The sequence below is a fragment of the Leptospira kanakyensis genome, from assembly GCF_004769235.1.
Classification (GTDB): Bacteria; Spirochaetota; Leptospiria; order Leptospirales; family Leptospiraceae; genus Leptospira_A; species Leptospira_A kanakyensis.
Genome location: NZ_RQFG01000019.1, coordinates 98394 through 119381 on the forward strand (window position 1 = coordinate 98394; position 20988 = coordinate 119381).

Annotated in this window: 15 protein-coding genes and 1 pseudogene; 5 read left to right on the forward strand and 11 right to left on the reverse strand. The window is 39.3% G+C overall.

Going from position 1 to position 20988, the window contains the following annotated elements; translation table 11 throughout:
- Positions 1 to 7 precede the first annotated feature (7 nt).
- The 5 genes and pseudogenes from EHQ16_RS14745 to EHQ16_RS14765 all read right to left on the reverse strand — a co-directional run bounded on the left by EHQ16_RS14745 (position 8) and on the right by EHQ16_RS14765 (position 6317).
- Complete coding sequence (locus EHQ16_RS14745; RefSeq protein WP_135633125.1) at positions 8 to 1549, reverse strand: TolC family protein; 1542 nt, start codon at positions 1547 to 1549, stop codon at positions 8 to 10.
- A 59-nt stretch (positions 1550 to 1608) separates the two neighbouring features.
- Entirely contained in the window at positions 1609 to 2499 is an 891-nt protein-coding gene (gene sucD, locus EHQ16_RS14750) for a succinate--CoA ligase subunit alpha (protein ID WP_135603032.1), read from the reverse strand.
- 12 nt (positions 2500 to 2511) lie between these two features.
- On the reverse strand, positions 2512 to 3681 hold the full coding sequence (sucC, locus tag EHQ16_RS14755) for an ADP-forming succinate--CoA ligase subunit beta (protein WP_135603031.1): 1170 nt from the start codon (positions 3679 to 3681) through the stop codon (positions 2512 to 2514).
- Positions 3682 to 3843: 162 nt separating this feature from the next.
- Positions 3844 to 4602: pseudogene (locus EHQ16_RS14760) on the reverse strand (sensor histidine kinase); the annotation flags it as partial.
- 455 nt (positions 4603 to 5057) lie between these two features.
- Positions 5058 to 6317 carry an NHL repeat-containing protein gene (locus tag EHQ16_RS14765; protein ID WP_244242099.1) on the reverse strand — a complete coding sequence of 420 codons (1260 nt, stop codon included), beginning with the start codon at positions 6315 to 6317 and terminating at the stop codon, positions 5058 to 5060.
- Between the two features lie 184 nt (positions 6318 to 6501).
- Here EHQ16_RS14765 and EHQ16_RS14770 point away from each other — a divergent pair, with 184 nt between their 5' ends.
- The gene (locus EHQ16_RS14770) at positions 6502 to 8208 is read left to right on the forward strand and encodes a hypothetical protein (protein WP_135633119.1); all 1707 of its coding nucleotides are present in this window, start codon (positions 6502 to 6504) and stop codon (positions 8206 to 8208) included.
- Positions 8209 to 8211: 3 nt separating this feature from the next.
- Here the strand turns inward: EHQ16_RS14770 and EHQ16_RS14775 are convergent, their stop codons facing one another.
- Genes EHQ16_RS14775 through EHQ16_RS14785 form a run of 3 tightly spaced genes read right to left on the reverse strand, consistent with a single transcriptional unit; the run spans position 8212 to position 12726 of the window.
- Complete coding sequence (locus EHQ16_RS14775; RefSeq protein ID WP_135633323.1) at positions 8212 to 8907, reverse strand: hypothetical protein; 696 nt, start codon at positions 8905 to 8907, stop codon at positions 8212 to 8214.
- A 49-nt stretch (positions 8908 to 8956) separates the two neighbouring features.
- The gene (locus tag EHQ16_RS14780) at positions 8957 to 10378 is read right to left on the reverse strand and encodes an Lcl C-terminal domain-containing protein (protein ID WP_135633117.1); all 1422 of its coding nucleotides are present in this window, start codon (positions 10376 to 10378) and stop codon (positions 8957 to 8959) included.
- Between the two features lie 47 nt (positions 10379 to 10425).
- The gene (locus tag EHQ16_RS14785) at positions 10426 to 12726 is read right to left on the reverse strand and encodes a SpoIIE family protein phosphatase (RefSeq protein WP_135633115.1); all 2301 of its coding nucleotides are present in this window, start codon (positions 12724 to 12726) and stop codon (positions 10426 to 10428) included.
- 137 nt (positions 12727 to 12863) lie between these two features.
- Here EHQ16_RS14785 and EHQ16_RS14790 point away from each other — a divergent pair, with 137 nt between their 5' ends.
- Positions 12864 to 13622, forward strand: coding sequence for an SDR family NAD(P)-dependent oxidoreductase (locus EHQ16_RS14790; RefSeq protein ID WP_135633113.1), 759 nt, complete (start codon positions 12864 to 12866; stop codon positions 13620 to 13622).
- A gap of 117 nt (positions 13623 to 13739) precedes the next feature.
- On the forward strand, positions 13740 to 16319 hold the full coding sequence (locus EHQ16_RS14795; protein ID WP_244242150.1) for a PAS domain S-box protein: 2580 nt from the start codon (positions 13740 to 13742) through the stop codon (positions 16317 to 16319).
- Here EHQ16_RS14795 and EHQ16_RS14800 read toward each other — a convergent pair.
- Positions 16316 to 16732, reverse strand: a complete 417-nt coding sequence (locus EHQ16_RS14800; protein ID WP_135633109.1) for a response regulator — start codon at positions 16730 to 16732, stop codon at positions 16316 to 16318. The two genes, EHQ16_RS14795 and EHQ16_RS14800, sit on opposite strands and share 4 nt — an antisense overlap.
- A 78-nt stretch (positions 16733 to 16810) precedes the next feature.
- Here EHQ16_RS14800 and EHQ16_RS14805 point away from each other — a divergent pair, with 78 nt between their 5' ends.
- Together EHQ16_RS14805 and EHQ16_RS14810 are read left to right on the forward strand one after the other, a co-directional pair.
- On the forward strand, positions 16811 to 18826 hold the full coding sequence (locus EHQ16_RS14805) for an NADPH-dependent 2,4-dienoyl-CoA reductase (protein WP_135633107.1): 2016 nt from the start codon (positions 16811 to 16813) through the stop codon (positions 18824 to 18826).
- A 7-nt stretch (positions 18827 to 18833) separates the two neighbouring features.
- A complete protein-coding gene (locus EHQ16_RS14810) occupies positions 18834 to 19652 on the forward strand; it encodes a TrmH family RNA methyltransferase (RefSeq protein ID WP_135633105.1) in 819 nt (272 codons plus the stop codon).
- A gap of 27 nt (positions 19653 to 19679) precedes the next feature.
- Here the strand turns inward: EHQ16_RS14810 and EHQ16_RS14815 are convergent, their stop codons facing one another.
- Both EHQ16_RS14815 and EHQ16_RS14820 read right to left on the reverse strand, forming a co-directional pair.
- Positions 19680 to 19874: a hypothetical protein gene (locus EHQ16_RS14815; protein ID WP_135633103.1), complete on the reverse strand. Its 195-nt coding sequence runs from the start codon at positions 19872 to 19874 to the stop codon at positions 19680 to 19682.
- Complete coding sequence (locus tag EHQ16_RS14820; RefSeq protein WP_135633321.1) at positions 19861 to 20985, reverse strand: 1-acyl-sn-glycerol-3-phosphate acyltransferase; 1125 nt, start codon at positions 20983 to 20985, stop codon at positions 19861 to 19863. Before EHQ16_RS14820 ends, EHQ16_RS14815 begins: the two co-directional genes overlap by 14 nt.
- Positions 20986 to 20988: the final 3 nt, after the last annotated feature.

Here is a 20988-nt window from a genome sequence, read left to right on the forward strand (position 1 = left end):
TCTTTAATTAAAGATTTTCAGGTAGGAGTTTGGATCTTTCCACTCCGTATTCTTCAAACAAAGCATTCTTAGCAACATAGTATCTGTGTAAATTGATATTATAGTCAACTTTCGCTCGGACAAGGGATAATTGGTCTTGCACATGTGTGTCTAAAGCATTTTTGACCGCCAGTGCATTGAACCTTCCTTGTTGGAAGGAACGTAAAACACCGTTGTAGTATTTTTTAGATTCTTCTTCTGTGCGTTTTGCATTTTCCATCACTTGGAAAGATGCTTTTAAAATATCGATTCTTGTTTTGACATCATCAGAAACAGCCTTTGTCAGGTCTGCTTCTTCCAAAGATACCTGGCGTTTTTGGATTTCTGCATCACGAATTCCAGCCTTCACACCTTTGTCCATAATAGGGTAACTTAGGTCTAAAGATCCTTGCATCACAGGGTATTGGTAAGAAAAAACTCCCGCACCTTTGTCAGTATAATTGTTTTGAGGACTGATGGTATTTTGCGCTTGGTATCCGTAAGTTCCTGCTGCTTTCAAAGAAGGAAGGGCTTCATTTTTAGCAGTTCTCATTGAAAGTTCTGCATTTTCTTTTTTACGAACAATGGCTTTGAAGTCAGCTCTATGTTTGTATGCGTAATCAATATCAGATTGGTAATCCAATTTTGCTGGTAGAGTTTCTGATAGTGGAGATGTTTTTTGGAAAACAGTGTCCTCTGGAAGGTTCAGTGAACGAATGAGTTTTCTTCGTGCTTCTTCTTTTTCCGCAACTGCCTGAGCCATCTGTCCTTCCACTTGGGAGAGAAGGGCGTTCCACTGGTTGACTTCAAAACTTTCCGAAAGTCCGAGTCCTTGTTTGCGAATGGTTAGGTCACGAACGTTCTTTGTATTTTTTAAAAGTTGTTCGAAGGTTTGGTATCCTGATTCCTTTACAGAGTAGTTCCAGTAGTCAACAAGAGTGGCAACCACTTTGTTTGCGACTTGGTCTTCCATTTGCTCGCGCATGATCTCTGTTTGGTTTTCAAGGATTTTTTCCATATTCCTTTCATTGGCACCAAAAGCATTTTTCAGTAAATCTTGTGCAATGGTTACGGAAAGGGTATCAGTATATAAAGGCGGTAGGCCAAGAGCGGTAAATCCAGCAGGAGTTTTATTCGGATCTTCAAAAGCGTTCGAGTCAAAACGTTGTGACTTCGCTTCTAATTTGAAGTAGGTTCCTGTTGTGAAAAGTTTCTCAAGTCCAGCACTGTAAGTAGTGGTTTGGGTTTTCGTTCCCGTAAAGATGTTGTTTTGGTTGAAAGGGAATTTTTTTTCATCCAATTCCGCTTTAGAAAGGGCTCGCCAAGAATACTTTCCCTCAAACTTCATGAGGTTTGTGTCAGCTTTTGCCAATTCTAGACGGGCCTGCATGACCTCGCGGTTGTTTTCTATGGCATACTTGACTGCGTCTTGTAAGCTAAGTGTAAATCCCTTATCTCCAGATTCCGCAGCCAAAAGGCCCACGGAAACGAGGAGAATCAATGTACTTGAAACCCATGAACGTTGTTCCATACTCTTAATTCAGACTCCCCATTCCCCTTGAATAGCTGTTTTTTTTTTGAGGCAAACCCTTATTTTTTAAGGGCAGCCTTCATTTTATCGCCAACTTCCCCAATGTGCGCGCAGATGCTGACACCAGCGTCTTGCATCGCAGCAATCTTAGAAGTAGCGGTTCCCATTCCACCAGAAATGATCGCACCGGCATGGCCCATACGTTTTCCTGGAGGAGCTGTTTGGCCTGCAATGAAACCAACCACGGGTTTTTTCACATGAGCTTTGATGTAAGCAGCAGCTTCTTCTTCCGAAGTTCCACCGATCTCACCAATCATTACGATTCCTTCAGTGTCTGGATCTTCGTTGAGAAGACGAACCGCTTCTGTGTGGTTCATTCCTGGAACTGGGTCTCCCCCGATTCCGATACAAGTGGACTGGCCAAGACCTGCCGCAGTTAAGGAAGCAACGGATTCATAAGTCAAAGTTCCAGAACGAGAAACGATCCCGATCTTTCCTGGAGTGTGGATGAAACCTGGCATAATTCCCATTTTCACTTTATGAAGAGGGTTGATGACCCCAGGGCAGTTTGGTCCAACCAGTTTGGTTTTGGAATTACGAAGTACACTATATACTTTTAGCATATCGTGAGTCGGAATTCCTTCTGTGATACACACTACGAGTGGGATCTCAGCAAAGATTCCTTCCAAAATCGCATCCGCTGCGAATGGAGGTGGAACAAAGATAATGGCAGCGTTTGCACCATCTTGGATCATCGCTTCTTTAATGGTATTACGAACCGGAGCTGTTTTTCCAGTTTCGGAAGTCCAGGTTTGTCCGCCTTTGCCTGGAGTGACCCCTGCAACCACTTTTGTACCATATTCTAACATTTGAGTCGCATGAAAGGATCCTTCCTTACCGGTGATCCCTTGGACGACTACTCTTGTGTTTGCGTCAACTAATACAGTCATGTTTTATAGTTCCTATTTTTTGATTAGGGAGACGATTTTGTCTGCCGCTTCACGGAGTCCTTCCACTCCCACAATGTTCATACCGGATTCGTTCAGGATTTTTTTTCCTTCTTCCGCGTTGGTTCCTTTCAATCGAACCACTACTGGAACCGATACGTTTACCTTTTTCGTAGCTTCGATAATTCCAAGAGCCACTCGGTCGCAACGAACGATACCACCGAATACGTTTACAAAGATACCTTTTACGTTTGGATCAGAAAGGATAAGACGGAAACCGTTTTCTACAGTAGTAGGGTTTGCTCCACCTCCGACGTCCAAAAAGTTTGCAGGTTCAGCACCAGCTAACTTTACGATGTCCATAGTTGCCATAGCAAGACCGGCACCATTTACCATACAACCAATGTTACCATCTAACTTAACGTAGTTGAGGTTGTATTCTTTTGCTTTTACTTCATACGGATCTTCTTCGGAGATATCACGAAGAGCTTCGTTTTCAGGGTGGCGATAGAGTGCGTTTTCATCCAAGTCCATCTTGCAGTCACCGGCAACGATTTCGTTTTGTTTTGTTAGGATGAGGGGGTTGATTTCCAATAACGCTGCATCTTCTTTGATGTATGCATTGTAAATTGAGTTTACAAGAGCAGAGAAGGACTTTTGCGCCTCCGCTGGGATTCCTAAAGCAAACGCGAGTTCACGGATTTGAGAACCTTGGATTCCGATTCCTGGATCAATTTGTATTTTGATGATTTTTTCTGGGTGAGTTTCTGCAACTTCCTCGATTTCCATTCCACCTTCGGTAGAAGCCATGATGATGGTTTTACGGAAAGCACGATCGAGTAGAATGGAAAGGTAGTATTCCTTTGCGATTTCAAGACCTTGTTCCAAATAGATTTTTAGAACTTTTTTTCCTTCTTCACCGGTTTGAGGGGTGATGAGTTGCATCCCGAGAATTCTCTCAGCAGCAGCTTTGGCGTCTTCTTTGGTTTTGGCAACCTTGACACCGCCACCTTTTCCTCGTCCACCAGCGTGGATTTGGGCTTTCACCACCACTACGGGTGATTTTTGGACAACTTCGCTATATGCCTTTTCGAAATCACCGACTGTGTCGATGACCTTTCCGAAGGGAACGTTGGCATTGTGTCTACGTAGGATTTCTTTGGCCTGGTATTCGTGGACTTTCATGGATTTCCTTATGTCATTGGTACGTCCGAAGGGCATGCCGACGGATCACTAGGGTAAGGCTCGTGGGTCGGGTGAGATTGTCAAGAGAGAATGGGGAGATCTTCTCATCCAAACTCTGGGTTAGAAGTTTTCTTTAGTTGTACAGAAATAGAACAAGGGGGATTAGATGTAGAGCGATTCGTCGGGAACATCGGGGAGTAACACGGTGAACGTGGAACCTTTCCCTTCTAAGCTTTCGACCGTGATGGTTCCGCCAAGAACTTCCACCTGGGATTTTGTAATAAAGAGTCCGATCCCCCGAGCATCTTCATTTTTATGAAAGGTTTTAAACATTCCAAAGATTTTATCCCCGTGTTTTTCTAAATTGATTCCAAGGCCATTGTCTTCAAAGACTAGAGAAACTTGGTTGTCTTTTTTATGCGCAATGATCCGAAGGAATGCTCCTTCTTTCAATCGTACGTACTTAACAGCATTAGAGATTAAGTTCAGAAGGATACTTTCTAAATATACAGGGATGATCTTGAGACTTAAATTGGTTTCTAAATTTAGGATGATTTGGATTTTTCTAGACTCAATGGATCCTTTCAGGATGTTTAATGTTTTCTGAATTTCTTTTTCCAAATAACAAACTTCCATTTGTTTGTTTAACATCTGTCCTATGGAAACAATATCATTTAGATGGATGATGGTTTCATTCAATTTATCCGCAGAAGTATGTAACATTTCCATGATACTTTTTTTTTCTTCGTCGGTTGGATTTTCTTCTAACAAACCAATGAGCGATTTAAAATTAGCGGAGTGTTGTCTGACATTATGTGAGATGATATAGGCAAAATTCTGCAAACGACTATTTTGGATCCCAGTAAAATGTAACATCTTATCTGTATTCTCCATCGCCTCTACCGTTTCAGTGATGTCTTCCAAAAGGAAAGAAAACTGGTTGGATGTGAGAATGGAGGTTCGGAGTGAATAGACTTTTTTTATACTTGCATCTTTCGGAAAAAGTTCCTCATGACCTAAAAGTATGCGAGAAGGTTTCCCTTCCGTTAACGAGTGAAGAATCTGCGAAAAAAATCCATCCGATTGGAAAGTAGGAAATAAATCTAAAATCGTTTGTGTATTTTTTTGATTTGGTTTCTGGTTTAAAATAGACAGGGCATTTTCATTTGCATAGATTAGGTGACTTTCTAACGAGAGTTCTGCGGTTGGTGACTCAAAAACAAAAACCGCATGGGGAAGGCTATTGGCAAATAAAACAAAGGTAGTGGGCAGATTGTTTTTTAGAGAAAACATAAGGGTTCTGACTTTTGCAAGGAAAACTACCCTTACCTCCCATTTGACGCGTCAATTTCCAAAATTATGTCATTCTTTTTTGGTTAAAGTTTGTTCCAATAAGGGGAAAGGCGGAGGGAATCACAGAACTTTCCCTTTGAATTGGTTTTGATGAGATCAAGCCGGTTGGCCCCATGGGGTGCCAAATAGATATCTCCATCGGCACTAAGCGCACCGCCTCGGTAGGCAGTGGCGCCACTGGGATTTGCAAAAAGAGTCTTGATGCTATGTTCTTTGGTATCAATCGATACGAAATCGGTATATCCATAAGGAACGGGATAAATTTTTCCATTGGGGGCAAGAACGGCACCATTGAACATGTCAATGGTAGGACTCGAGAGGTATAGAGGAGTCGAGATTTGATTCGTGGTCGTGTCAAGATAAATCACTGGCAATGAGTTATATGGGATCATATAGATTCGGCCATTGGGGGTTAGTATCCCTGCAATATATCTATTAGTTCCTGCGAACACATATGGGTGGGTCGTTACTGAATCGTCCTTAGTGTCCAGAATATACATTGTATTTGTTGTGAATGGGATGAAATAAATTTTACCATCGGGAGTGAGTACGCCAGTTGAAAAACCTCCCGAAGTAGGCGTTGCTACTGTACCAATTGTTTCCTTAATTGTATCATAATAACGAATGATGGTTTGGCTACTTGGTACAAAATATATTTTACCGTTAGGTGCGTATATTGCCCCGTTATAGGCGGCTGCACCCATAGACTGAGTCGCTAATACTTTTTGTTGGTTTGCATTAGTAGTATCGATGGTGAGGAAATCACCGGATACATGTGGAGATAGATAAATTTTTCCTGCAGGTCCAAGAGAACCTCCAATAAAGGCAACACCACCTGCTGAGGCACCGGCATTGGCATAAGTTTTGGCGCTGGGGTTAATGGATAAAAACATTGTGGAATCATAAGGTAGAAAATAAATTTCTCCATTCGGTGCATTGAGTGCCCCTTGGAAGGCTGTCGTGTAAGAGCTCCCTATGATTGCCTGTATTGTTTCCGATCTATATTGCGATAAAGATTCTGATCCCTCTGATCCCAGAGCGAATTGTGATTCCATCTCTGCTTTCACTTGGGGCCAATTTTCTGCTAAATGCGTTTCTTCGTAAGAAAGTTCACAAGCGGGCAACTTTAAGGCCAGATTGTACCCACATTGGTTACTTTTGTCTTTAGAGATCAGCCTGTAAAAAAGGTTGGGTAGAAAAATTGAATCTTCTAAGTCGCAAGCATTGTCTGCTTTTGGTTTTGCGCAAGAAAGGAAGAGGGAAAGAAGAAACCAGGAAATCAAAAATCGATTCATATAATAATGATTAAGTTAACCTGGTATAAGAAAGGGGAGTCCAGAATCAAGCGAGAAAGATATTTCTTAACCTTACGGATGAGTCCGTAGTAAAAACTTGGATTTTTTTTATCACGGTTGACTCTGTTCAAATCATTAACTCTGCTGAACGATTGTGCAAAAGGTTCTAAAGATGAATGTTTTCTTTTATTTTGTTTTTCTATGCATTTTTGCCATCGGCCTAGATGCAAAAGACGAAAGGATTACTAAAAATGAAAATTGGTTTTTATACCAATTTCGTCTTCCCGAATCGGCGCCGGAAGACTTTCAAGAATGGGATTCCATGTTGGTTCCCTCTCCGTCTGACTACGAATTGCCTAAAAACTTACCTGTAGGTGAATCCTTAACTTCTGAAGGAGGAAAAATCAATTTTTCTTCTAAGTCCAATTTTATTTGGGAGTTGGCAGATGGTTCCGTTTTCACACAAAGAGACGGAAGTTGGGAATGGAAAAATAATACACATACTGTACGTTCTGCCATTGGTTCCCATGCTTTATGGCAATCACTCCATTCCATTCAGTTTCCGGATGGAACCATTGTAACAAAACATAAAATTCCAAAATCAAATACAAATCAGTACACTTATCAAAAGAAAAATAAAGAGGGGCAGTTTTTGTTTTTTGACATTGTCCATCCCAAAGAATGGGGAACAGAACGTACTGTTGTCGGAGTATTTGATATTACATATTCACCAATTTGGAGTTTGGTTGTTGAATCTCTACGTGAAACCAACCGGATGACAGATTTTCTAAAAAATGCAGAAGATGAGTTTGGTTTTCGAGCCGAAAGGATCAAAGTAGTTTTACATGAATCAAAAGAAAAATTTTGGATTTATGCCGGAAAAGATCCTAAAACAAAAGATGATTGTACGGGATTTTCCTATAAGAGTTTTTTTACTCTTTGTCCATTAACCGGAATTTTACTTTTAAAATCAGAAAATCAAACATTGGATGATTTTAATAAACAGAATTATCATTTCCGCGCATGGAAACATGATACTTTACATTACATTCAATCGCAACGTTGTGACCAACTTGGATCACCCACGCAAGGAATGATGGAACCTTGGTTTTTAGAAGGGATTGCTGAATTGAGTGTCATTCATACCGATAAAGAACACAAAGCAGGAACTTATGAAAGTTTTTTTCAAAAATTCCTTCGCAAAAGAACATCTTTAAAAGAAGCAAATAACCCGAATCTTCCTGACTATCGTTTGGTCGGAACCATGTTTTTAGAATATCTATCACTTGTTTATGGAAACCAAAAAATTCGAAATTTTTATGAAGGAACTTGTTTTGGTAAATCATCGGAACTTTCATTCCAATCTGAGTTTGGAGTTTCTTTACAAAAAGCTACTTCAGATATGTATGATTATTTCCAAAAAAATCAAAGTTCTTTTGAGAAAGAATTTATCGAATGGCGATGGTCAGAAAAATATAAACTGAAACATAAATCGAGAACAGTCCCCGAACATTGTGCGACTTCCATTCAGACAATTCCCAAAAATCCTAATGAAATTACTGAATTTCATCAGATTCCTTGTATGATGAGAAAACAAGTTTATGACTTTAACGGGCTCGAAGGAATTTATGAAGGATGGTTTTCGGGATTATCTACAGACGGAAAAAAAGAATCCATTTTTTTATGGAAGTCCGGTGCTTATGAAATCAAATCCGAAGGGCAATCATGGACAATTGGTGGAGATGAAGAACAGTGGAATGGGAATGGAATTCTTATTGTGAATTGGAAGGGAAGTGGAGACAGACAAATCATCTTCCCAAACAAAAAGAAAGTCCATTGTTTTTATAAATCAAAAACCTGTTCGAAACCTTATGAATGAAATTTAATCGTTGTTAGAATAGGTGAGAACTTGCGACCGATTTAATATTTTTTTTCCGGAGGTTGTTAGGTTTGGAAAAAAGTTAGGATCTCTTTCTGGATCAGCGAGAAGGAGTTTTACATCCCGAATTTTTTCATAACAATCTTTCATAAAAAGTTGGTGGCCACAGCCAAGTAGGTGGTAACCTTCATGGATGAGTGTGGATTTCGGACTTGTGAATAAAAGTTGGATGGTGGATTGGTATTTTGCTTTGATGTATCCTCTGGTATTGGACTGGCCTTCCACAGCACCTTGGATTTCTAGTTTGATACCCACACCTGCAAAAATGCCAAGAGTCAAAACTTCAAAAGCCATATCCCCCCAGGTTCTACCTTTGAAATAAACAAGTCTGTCACAATCTTTTGTTAGGGGAGTCGACATTAGGTATCCTAAGATATCGGTACCCCAAAATCCAGGTCTTTGTAACACTTGTAAATGGATGGGTTCTACTTTTAATTGGTAAAGAGATAACTCTTCATTCCATGCCGTAAATAAATCTTTGATTTCTTCTTTCGTGATGTCTGGTTCTGTGAAAAGGCAAACGCGAATTGTTTCTTCTTTACCAAAGGAAATATTCTCTCGGATTTCTTTCTCGTGGAATCCAATGGTTGTACATTGAAAAATAAATAGGAGGAGAATATAAGGAAATGGTTTTAACATTTTTAGTAGAGAATTCAATTTTCCCTAAGGATTGTTTTTTCGCCAAACCTTAAAAATCGGAAACACAACGAGTTCGGTTGTACGAGGCATTTGATTTTGCATCCCCCCCTCCGCCGGAAGTATCGAATGCAACTATAAATGCATTTTCTGGAGTGGAAAGTAAGGTTGTAGATGTCCAGTAAAAGACACCTGGGACAGCTGCTGTGTTTGGAAAGTAGATAGGATCAAATCCAGGACTTCCATAAGTGAGGTAAAAATCTAGCAAACTTCTAAGTTCCGAAGCATTGGGAAGACGCCAAGTTTTTCCAACAAGGTTTAAATTCCGACAGTAATTGATAGCATTTTCCCAATCGAGTATGAGGTCCGTTCCACCAGTGCAGGTAGTGAGGTTGGTTTGGCCCGCTGTACATCTTTGCCAAACTAGAGATGTGTCTAGGTCAAGAATCGTTCCATCATCATTGTTTTGAAGGCGTTTGTTTTTAATAGGCAATGAATTCGAAACACAACGTAAATGGTGGTAGTCAGAAAAAGCACCTGTTCCAATGGAAGATTGAATGAAGGTAGCGTTAAATGTTCGCGATACAGGTGTGCTTATCGTATTTGTTTTAAAATTAAAACTGTCAGTGACAGGAAAAAATGTCTGATCGATCGATGGATTTTCTAAAGCATAATGATACGTACTTAAATATTCGTAAATTTCTGGAACTCTCCAATCGGTGCGATTTGCAAATCCAGATCCCGCATTGAGGCTGGCACATTCTGCTAGGGCAGGTGAATATTGAAAGGATGTCGTACCAGGGGTTGTGCACCCAATCCCTGTTTTTCCTATTTGGCAACTGGTCCAAACGAGGCCTGTATTGAGATCTGTTGTGATTTCTCCACCGGCGACAAGGGTCGGGCCAATAAAACTTTGAGAGATCCCTTTTTGAAGGCTACCATCTTGGCCAAGGATGACCGTACAACTTGGATCTAGATTCGGTGGAGTAGCACCATCATAACAAGTTGTTTGGTTGGTTTTTAAAGTGAGTTTTCCCATCCAAGCAGGTTGGTAAGTACAACTGGCACTCCCTTTTGGGTTACTAGCAGTAATGGTATAAGAGATTCTGTTTGCCATCCAGCCAGAATAACTGCCTTGGAGGGAATTGCCAAAAGGAGAAAAGAAAATTCCTTCTGGAAGTGGGGGTGAGGAGGAAAAACTCAACCGATTGCCATCGGATTCAAAACCTTCAAAAAAGAAACTTCCATTCACCTTGGGTGTGAGTGGGGGACAAATTAAAAATGTGGGTGGATCAACTTTTAAGACCAGCCCGCAATGGGGCGTCTCATCGAAGTTAACGTATCTAACAAGTAAACTTTCTAAGTAAGCGTCTGATTTTGGATCACAAAGGTTATTGAGGTTTGACCTCTGGCAAAAAAATGAGAGAAATAGAACCAGAAAAGTACAGATTGTTCTTTTGGTTCTTGATAACATGAAAACTTGCACGAAGGAGATGATCCTTCCTCTGATTTCTTAGGGATTTAATCAAGAACTTTCTTTTTGTAGTCTTCAATTTGTAATTTAAAACTTTCGATCCGTTTGGAATCAGCGGTTAGAAAAGAAGTGAGGCCTAAAGTTTTTTCCGCCTTAGGCAAATTGCCTATTAAAAGATACAATTGTACAAGGCGCAATAAGTTGGACAAGTGGCCTGGATTACGAAGCCGAATCCTTTCCCCCATATCAATGGCCTTCCCATATTCTTTGGTTTGTTTGTAAGTGAAGGATGCCAAATAAATGAGATCTGTATCTCCCGGAAATTCTTCAATATAGGCATTTAACTTTTCAGCGGCTAAACCATAGTCTTTCATTCTGACAAGGAGGCGGATGAGGGCTCTGGAAATTTCTTGGTTTTCTGGGTTGATTTTATTGGCATCGACCAAATTCTGTTTGGCTTTTTCCAATTGGCCATCTTTGATATTGGTTCTCGCCTTTCTCATCAGTTCATAGGATTCCTTTCGGATGGATCTTGCCGGGAGGCTTAAGTTTTCCTTAAAAGAAATTCGCATTAGGCTTAGGTCATCAGTGAGTTCTCCCGTTTCTAAAATGGATTTGTAAATGGATTTTAGATCTCCCTTTCCCCTTTCTACATGATGTAAAAATAATTCTTCATCATGGTTGATTTTTCGTAAATCTTCCATACTGACAAATTCGATATCGTCTCGGCCGTCGGAACCTAAAACCAAAACATCACCAGGTTGCAATTGTAAGGTGGATATTTCTAGTGAGTTTTCTTTGACAGGTGTTCCTAATTTTCTGAGTTCGGAATTGTTTTTAATGAACTCGGCTTTTTCGTTTCGGAATAAAACAGACCAAGGATGTTCTGCATTTAAATAATAAACGAGTCCTGTTTCATCATCAATGAGGCCCATTACCATGGAAACTAACATAGAACAGTCGAAACTTTCAAATATATGGTGGAGTTCTTGGTAGGCATTTTTAATCCACCTTTCTGCATATAGAAGTTTGACAGATTGGACGGCGTTGGAACGTTCTAAGATAGATTGGACAGCAGCACCAAGAACGAGAACCCCTCCAGCTCCTTGTAAAGATTTCCCCATGGCATCGGCATTGAGAAAAAAAGTATAATCCTTTCCTCGAAGTGACAAAGTCCTTGTGATACAAATATCCCCACCAATTTCATTTTCTCTCCCATGGAAGGTAAAGGTTTTCTTTTGTTTGATGAAAAAATCGGTTTTTACATTGGAACCGAGCGTTTTGTTTAAACTAAGTGGTTTGATCAGAAGGGATGTTAGAAAATAATCCCCGTCTTGTTGTTTTTTGAGTGATTCTACAATTTCTAAGCTGTTTCTGAGTTCGGAAGTTTTTGCTTCGACTAATTCTTGTAAGTTTTCCCTGATCCGTCCTACTTCTCTTGTTGCTTTTTCAAAATTCTCTGCAAACTGAATGAATTCTTTATCGATTGATAAAATGGGAAGGGCACCTCGTCCTCCACTCGCCAAACTATTTGCTGATTCATTGATTTGTTCTAAGGTTAAATTGATGGATTGGAAAAACATAAAAATCAAAATGACAGCTTCAAAAAAAGTCATGGTAATGAATGCTGAAATTTTCAAAAGACTTGCATTTTCAAAAGAGATAAATACAGCGAGGACACTGAGTGATAATAAAATAAGGATTAGTAAAAAAATAAACTTTCCCTTTAGGCTCATGATTCCATAATTTTTATGAATGGTTACATCTCTATACGCTAAGATCTTTTTGATCTCCACTCGTTTGGCGCCGGTAAAATAATCGGAGATGATATAAGAAAATCCTCCGTATACAAAAACGGCCGCAAGCCAACCAATAAAAATGAGAGCCAGTTCATAAATTGGATATTTGTAAATGAGATAGGTGATCATTACCGACAGGAAAACAAAACAAGCATAACGAACTGCAGCAAACATATTCTCTTTAGGAAAATCAATGATGGATTTTAAAATATTTTCTAATTCAAGAATGTCCTTGTGGCGAATCGTTTCGTTGGGCCTCAGTGTTATGTTTAATTTTTTTGTATCGGAACGAAAACCTTGGTAACCAATTGGTGCCAAAATTCCAAACTCTATACTATGACCAAGGGCTGCCATTAAGGTAGTCACAACAAAAACCAAAACCACTTCCGGATGGTTTGCCATTGTGAAATCAGGGATGAGGGCTGATCCAAAAAAGTAAGCATAAAAAGCCCCAAAAAAGGCACCTAGCAGGGAAAAAAATACAATGGCAAAACTATAAGATATGTATTTGTAGAAGAATTTGAAAATCCGATCAAAAAAGCTGCTCATTCCGAATCTCCAGGGAACACAAAATTTAAGGATGAAAAATACTTAGTAAAGATTTTTTATAGAAATGTTCTAAAAAAGTTAGACATCTTATCAAAAAGAACTTTATTCCGAATCTCTCCCATATAGGTTTCAGCTATATGGAACTAAAAAACAAACGAATCGTGATTACCGGGGCCGGTTCCGGAATCGGAAAAGAAACCGTATTGCAAGTGTTAAAGCATGAGGGTGTGAAAATCCTTGCTTGTGATTTGAACGAAAAATACATTCTGGAACATCCAAACGTCATCCCATACAAATGCGACGTATCTAAAAAAGAAAATTTAGATAAATTATTGAAAGATGCAGATAAAAAATTGGGTGGAATTGATATTTTTTATGCGAATGCAGGTTTTGCTTATTACGAAGTAATTTCGAATGCTGATTGGGACAGAATTGATCGAATCTATCGAACCAACGTATTTTCTCCCTTATACACTCTCATCACTCTCAATCATACAAGGAAAGATCCGTTTTTATTTGTGGTCACAGCTTCTGCCATGAGCCATTTAGCACTTCCTGGTTATGCACAGTATTCTTCTACAAAAGCTGCGGTTCGTTCTTTTATTGATGCCTACCGTTATGAATTAAAACCGGGAAACCGTGTGATGGTTGTTTATCCAATTGCAACTAGAACCAAGTTTTTTGATTCTGCTGGGAAAAAAGTTCCTGTTCCTTTCCCAAGCCAAACGGCAGAAACTGTGGCTAAAAAAGTAGTGAATGGAATTTTATCCGATTCCAAAGAAGTGTATCCTTCTTTTCTTTTCCGTTTCATCCAAGTGTTAGATCGGTTTTTGTTTTTCATCCTACCGGTTTATCAAAAAATTGAAGCCTCCAAATTGGATTCCTTAAAAAAATAAGTTTACCGCTTCGTGGATTCTAAGTTTTCAAAAGGCGAAGGGTTGGACGGAAAAAAAACGGAGAGAAGTCTCTCCGCTGAGGAGACCTTTGTCGAAGCAGAACTTTTGACAACCATCATGAACGTCAGTTCCACTGCCATGACAGTTTTGAATGCAAAGGGGCAGATTCTTTATGCGAATCCAGCTTCTGAATCAGTTCTCGGAATTAAGTTGAACGATATCCTTTCTCGAACCTTTGATGCACCTGAATGGAAAAATACTTCCTTGGATGGTGCACCTTGGAGAGAGGAAGACCAACCCTTTAATATTGTTCTAAAAACAAAAAAACCAGTCACAGACATTCGCCACGCCATTGAAGATTCTTCTGGAAATAAAAAATACCTTTCCATCAATGGATCTCCCGTCTTCAACAAAGAAGGAGAAATTTCTTTTTTAGTTTTTTTAGTTACTGATATTACAGAAAATGTTTTAAAACAAAAAGCCTTAGAATATAGTGAATCTAAATATCGTATGATCACCGAACTCTCGTTAAGTTTGGTTTATGATATGGACATTCGTACAGGAAAAAACCATTGGGGTGGGGCCATCGAAGAAATCACTGGTTTTTCAGCAGAAGAATACCAAAAGTTTGGATTTTCCGAATGGTTTGCCTCCATCCATCCAGACGATAGAGAAACTACTTTAAAATTGTTTCGAGAATCTTCGGAAAACCATCAGAAGTTTTCTGCAGAATACCGTTACCAAACAAAGTCGGGTAATTACGTATACATTGAAGACAATGGAATTTTTTTATATGATGAAGTTGGATTAGCCTATCGTTTGCTTGGTGCCATGATCGATCGCACCAAACAAACCGAAGCCAGTTTTGCTCTAAAAGAATCGGAATCCAGACTGGTTATGGCACTTGATGCCGCAAAAATGGGAATTTGGAGTTGGGATTTAGACTCAAGGGCCATATTTTGGTCTCCGCAAACTTATCATATCTATGGATTCCCTGGGGAAAATTTTGAAGTAACAGAAGAGAAATTTTTATCCCTAATCTACAAAGAAGATCTGGAATTAATGTCAAAAGAAACAACGAATCTTTTGAATGATCCAAACAGGTCAGCATACAGGCTTCGTAACCGAATCAAACATCCAGACGGAACACTGCATTGGGTGGAAGCCATTGGAAAACTAACTAGATCCAAAGACGGCAAACCTTTGAACCTTCGAGGAACGGTTTTAGATATCACTGAAATCAAACTCAGCGAAGAAGCTTTACGAAAGTCAGATGAGAGGTTTGAAGCTTTTTATCAGTTTTCGACAGAAGCCTTTCTGATTTTTGATGCCGGAGGTTTAACAGCCAAAGATTCTAATTTTGCATTCCAAAAACTATTTGGTTATGATTTAGAAGACACTCCCAAATTAAAAATACGAAATCTTCTTTCCACAAAATCACTTCGAATCATTCGAGAAAGAATTGGATCGAACTTAGGCGGATCCATAGAAATCGTTTGTCGAAAAAAGAATGGAGATTTTTTTCCAGCACTCGTTTCTATCAAACGATTTCTATATAAAGAAACAAATTCGATTGCTTATAGTATCTTTGATTTGAGTCCCTTAAAAGAAGTAGAAGAGTTACGATTGATCAATGCAGAAATCAGAGATAAAAACAAACTCATTGAAAAACAAAAACTAGAATTAGAAATGGCGTTCGAGAATTTAAAACGAACCCAGGAACAATTGATCCAATCGGAGAAACTTGCCGCTTTAGGGCAGTTGATTGCAGGGATCGCCCACGAAATCAATAATCCCATTGGGGCAGTGAAAGCATCCAATCAGAATATGTTGGATTGGCAAAAAAGGTATGGGCTTGCTTCCCAACTCTTTCGGGAAGCCATTTTGTCAGTCCCTGTCACTGAGCAAAAAATTTTAAAAACGATTCTTGGGAATTTAGACAAACCCATTGAATTTTATACAGGAAAGGAAGAACGTCTCCGCAAAAAAAGAAATCGGGAGTTGTTTTTATCCAATGGATTTCCTAACGCACAAGCCGAAGAACTTGCTGATATCTGGGTGGATTTAGGAATCGGTGAGATTGACCCCAGTTATCTTCCTTTATTCAAATCTCATTACGTAAAAGTATTTTTAGATTATTTATCATTGGAGATCCAATTCAGAAGGAACACTCGTTCCATCCAATTGGCAGTGGATCGAATCTCTAAAATCATGTATGCTTTGAAGAATTTTTCTAGGTTTGATATGAATGGTAAAAAAAATCGAGCTTCCATTCCTGAAACGATAGAAACCGTTCTGACAATTTATCAAAACCAATTAAAACGAGGAATCAATCTAACTAAAAACTTTGAGCCAGTGCAACCTATCGATTGTTATCCGGATGATCTTTTGCATGTTTGGACTAATTTAATTTATAATGCACTCCAGGCCATGTCGTTTATTGGAGATTTAGAAATTACCGTGAAGGATTGTGCCGAAGAAATTTTGGTTTCTTTTAAGGACTCAGGCCCAGGGGTTCCCAGTGAGATCCAATCAAAAATCTTTGAACCATTTTTTACGACCAAACCACCGGGAGAAGGGAGTGGGCTTGGACTTGATATCGTGAATAAAATTGTGAAACGTCACGGAGGTAGGATTGAACTTTCTTCTGTGCCTGGAGAAACGATATTTTCTATTTACCTTCCGAAAAATGTTTAAGAATGCATTGCTTTGGAAATAGTAGTGATGAGTTCTTCTTCGTCCCAAGGTTTTTTTAAACAAACAATCGGGCCAATTTCTGAGTTTAATTCTTCCATTGATTTTTGGTCAGCAAAACCAGTGACAATCACCTTTTCAATCTCTGGATAGGAATGGTGAACCTTTCGTAAAAATTCATCTCCATTCATCCCAGGCATGGACCAATCGGTGATGATGATGGAAACAGAACATCCTTCTTCTTCTAGTTCCTGGAGAAGATCCCAAGCTTCCTTTGCATTGTCTGCTGTGAGGTATTTGTATTTTTCTCCGAAATGTTGTCTGACTTGTGACTTCATACTCAGTAAAATGATGGTCTCATCATCTACAAAGAGAATGGCATTTTTTTTATTTTTAGTCTCAGTCTTAATAACCACAGGGCAATGTTATACCTGTTTCTCCTTGGATTGCAAGTAAATCTTGCCAAATTCTTCCATTTTCTATTTTTGTAGCATATGACATCTTATCCCAATCTTCTCTCCCCTTTATCTTTAGGATTCACAACTCTACGAAATCGAACCATTATGGGCTCTATGCACACAGGTTTGGAAGAAGCTCCGAATGGATATGAACGAATGGCCGCATTTTATGGAGAAAGAGCCAAAGGAGGAGTCGCACTCATCGTTACAGGCGGGATTGCTCCCAATGCAGCAGGTCGTGTGTCTCGCGGTGGCGGGGTTATGGATACAGAAGAAGAGGCAAAACACCACCGAGTTGTGACTGAGGCAGTCCACAAGGAAGGCGGAAAAATTGCCATGCAAATCCTACATACGGGAAGGTATGGTTATCATGATAAAATTGTTGGGGCATCCAACCTCAGAGCTCCCATCAATATGTTCAAACCCCATCCTCTCACAGAAGAAGAAATTTATCAAACCATAGAAGACTTTGCGCGCTGTTCGGAACTTGCTAAGTTAGCAGGATATGATGGGGTAGAAATTATGGGGAGTGAGGGTTACCTCATCAACCAATTCATTGCCAAACGTACAAACAACAGAACAGACGATTGGGGTGGCAGTTTTGAAAACCGTATTAAGTTTCCCATTGAAATTATCAAAGCAGTTCGCAAACGAGTGGGAACGGACTTTATCATCATTTACCGTCTGTCGATGTTAGACCTTGTAGAAGATGGTGGCAATATTGACGAAGTTCTAATTCTCGCTAAAGAAATTGAAAAGGCTGGAGCTACCATCATCAATACAGGGATTGGTTGGCACGAAGCAAGAATTCCTACCATTGCCATGATGGTTCCGAGAGCTGCATTTACCTGGGTCACAGCAAAAGTAAAAGGTCACGTAAATATTCCGCTTGTGACTTCCAACCGTATCAATACTCCAGAAATCGCTGAATCTGTTCTTGCCGCAGGTGATGCAGATTTGGTATCGATGGCAAGACCCTTCCTTGCTGATTCCGCTTTTGTTAACAAAGCGGCTGCAGGTAAATCGCTAGAGATCAATACTTGTATTGCTTGTAACCAAGCCTGTCTCGATCATATCTTCCAAGGAAAAATTTGTAGTTGTTTGGTGAATCCTAGAGCTTGTCATGAAACCGATCTTATCATTACAAAAACATCCAAACCAAAAAAGGTAGCAGTTGTTGGTGCAGGTCCTGGTGGGATGGCATGTTCCACAACACTTGCCGAACGTGGACATTCTGTAACTTTGTTTGATGCTGGGGCTGAACTTGGCGGACAATTAAACATTGCTCGTCGAATTCCCGGAAAAGAGGAGTTTAAAGAAACCATTCGTTATTTTGGAGAGATGGTTAAAAAACATGGAGTGGAACTTAAACTCAATACTTTTGTTTCAGCAGAAGATCTCATTAAACAAGGGTTTGACGAAGTAGTGCTTGCAACGGGAGTCATTCCAAGAATTCCAGAAATTCCCGGGATCAATGGTTCCAATGTACTTAGTTATGTAGATGTTGTTTTAAAAGGAAAACCAGTGGGGAAACGAGCCGTTGTCATGGGAGCCGGTGGGATTGGATTTGATGTCAGTCTTTTGTTAACTGATGCAGGCCATGACTTCACGAAAGAAAACTATCTAAAGGAATGGGGAATCAACCAAAACATAGCAAAGGATGGTGGACTTGGAACCAAAGACACTCCGCATTCTGGTAGAGAAGTCACCATGTTAAAACGTTCCAATAGTAAATTTGGTGCCACTCTCGGAAAAACTACTGGTTGGATTCATAAAACCTCACTAGAAGATAGAAAGGTAACTCAAATCTCTGGGGTTACGTATAAGGCAATTGAAGCTGACGGTGTTGTCATTGAAGTGAAAGGGGAATCTAGAAAAATTCCATGTGATACAGTTGTTGTTTGTGCGGGACAAGACCCCAATCGTACATTACTGGCACCTTTGGAATCAGCAAAAATTCCTGTGCATTTGATTGGTGGGGCAGACCTTGCATCAGAACTAGATGCAAAACGTGCGATTGACCAAGGGACAAGACTCGCCGTAACCATTTAGAATTTTGATGAATACAAAACGTCCGCTGAAAATTTCGGTAAAGAATTCTGAATTTCAGATCCTTATGGCACTGCGGACGAACCGTTCCAAACGAAGCCAGGAAAAGGAAGTTTTTGTCGAAGGAACGGAGAACATCAAACAATTGATTTCTGCTCGTTGGCAGATCACTCGGATTTTATTTCGGGATGGTGTGAATTTATCAAGTTGGGGAGAGTCTGTTTTAAAGTCAAACCCCTCGGCAAAACAGTTGGAAGTATCTCCTGAATTGTATCTGGAACTTTCTGAAAAAGAAAATCCTTCTGAGTTAATTGTTACCGCAAAAATTTCCAGTTACGATTTACGGGATCTTCCTGAAATTAAAAATCCATTTTATTTACTTTTTGATCGACCAAGTGATTTAGGGAACTTTGGTTCGATTTTGCGATCCGCAGATGCTTTCTCAGTCGATGCGGTTTTTGTTTTGGGACATGCAGTCGATGTATATGAACCTAAAGTCATTCGTGCAAGTCTTGGGAGTGTATTTCATACCAAAATAGTTTTTATCGAATCTCTATCTGTATTAGAAACATTTTTTAAAAAGGAAAAAGAAAGAGTTGGTCTTCAGATCGTTGGATCTGACTCGACCGGTGAATATTCGTTAGTGGATACAACTTTAAATTCTCCGATCCTTGTCATTTTAGGAAATGAAGCTAAGGGGATGAGTGTACATTTACAATCTCTTTGTGATTTCATTCTTAAGATCCCGATGTATGGAGTGGTGAATTCTCTAAACGTATCTGTAGCCGGTTCCATTTTACTTTGGGAAATAAAAAAGAACCGGAAATAGTTTAAAGTAGGTAATTTGCAGGAAAATTTAGCGGCAGGTGGCAATAGTCCCGTCAGGATTGTATTTCACGCTAGCCCCTGATGTGAATTGGATGTATTTGACTCCGTCTACACAAACTTCATCATAACCAAAGTATTTGGCACAACCACGGGAAATTGTCCCGCATCCAACAAAAAATAAACTAAGGAAAAGAAGAATTCGTATGGGTTTAAGTGGTTTCATGATAAGCTCCATGTCCCGTAAATACTCCGTTCCATATCTCTTCTAATTGGGAGATATGGGCCGTAAGTTGGTTTCTATGATACAAAACTGTATTCAACTTCTTTAAATTATGAAGTGATTTTGGCAAATGGTAAAGTGTTTCTTTGGTATGAATGATTTGGTTTTCCCAGTCAATGAGTTTGAAGTTTTTTAGTTTGGAAAATATGGATTCCAATTGAATCTGAAAAGTTTCTCCTCTCAGTTCGGAAGCAAGGGTGATTTCAGGGAATGAAATTTCGATTTGTTTTTTGAGTTTTAAAAGTAATTCGACAAACTGTTGTTGTTTGATTTTGGTTTCTTTTCCAAATTTTAATAAAACAAAAGAGGTTAGGTTTCCTAAAGTGACTGTATAGTTTTTTCCAAGTCTTTCGCCCACAAGACGTACAACTTGGTCGGCGGAAAAATCCGGATCAAATTGAAATGGTTTTCCATATTTGATATATAGTTTTGTTTTTTTATAAGAAAGATGATCGTAAGTCAGTGTAAAACTATTAAAATGAAGTTGGCCGATTTTGGATTTGATATAATAGGCACCACGTTTCACTTGGTTTAGGAAACCATCGTGGTTGTAGGTTCCTTCTGGAAACATAAACAAGTTTCGACCTTTTTTAATATGAGCCACAAGGTCATTCCACTCATTATCTACCTTATCTCGTAACTCTCCTTTTTTGATTAGTTCCCTTGTATTGTCGCGAAATGGACGTTTGATGGGGACGGCTCCAATATAACGTAATAAAAATGGAATGATTTTTGTAGCATCAATGAATCGGAAAATCCATTTGATGATTCCTTTGGCACGAAATTCTTTTTGTAAAAACCCTGGTTCTAAAATGTCTTCTCTTGCTGGAATGATCATTTTGATTTTTGGTTTGAGTCTCGGATAAACCATCGAAAGTGAAACAACATCTGCTTCTGATACATGATTGCAGAGTAAGGCAGAAGGATAGGGTGTTTCTAAGTGATTGTCTGCGTCTGAAAAATTTTCTTCAATGGAATGGAAAACGAGACTTTTAGTGAAACTCACGAGTTTGATTAGAAAATCGTAAGTAACCGTTCTTTTTTTAGGTTTCATTAC